1 protein-coding gene is annotated in these 471 nt (G+C 64.5%); it reads left to right on the top strand.

What is annotated here, in order from left to right; all coding sequences use genetic code 11:
• Positions 1-471: class I tRNA ligase family protein (locus tag L6990_RS11820; protein WP_237204373.1), on the top strand; the 471-nt coding region annotated here is incomplete at both ends.

Genomic DNA, 471 nt, shown 5'->3' with positions numbered 1-471 from the left:
CAGTACATCGGCGGCATCGAGCACGCCATCCTGCACCTGCTGTACGCGCGCTTCTGGACCAAGGTCATGCGCGACCTGGGGCTGGTGAAAGTGGACGAGCCTTTCACCAAGCTGCTGACGCAGGGCATGGTGCTCAACCACATCTACTCGCGCCGCACCGAGAAGGGCGGCAAGGAGTATTTCTGGCCGCACGACGTGGAACATGTGCTGGACGAAGGCGGCAAGATCGTCGGCGCGAAACTGAAGAACGCCGTCGGTGACCTGCCGGTGGGCACCGCCATCGACTACGAGGGCGTGGGCACCATGTCCAAGTCCAAGAACAACGGCGTCGACCCGCAGGACCTGATCGAGAAGTACGGCGCCGACACCGCACGCCTGTACACCATGTTCACCGCGCCGCCCGAAGCCACGCTCGAGTGGAACGACGCCGCGGTGGAGGGCAGCTACCGCTTCCTGCGCCGCGTCTGGAAC

Source organism: Rothia endophytica (assembly GCF_928381505.1).
Classification (GTDB): Bacteria; Actinomycetota; Actinomycetes; order Actinomycetales; family Micrococcaceae; genus Rothia; species Rothia endophytica_A.
This window is presented reverse-complemented; position numbering and strand designations above follow the sequence as displayed.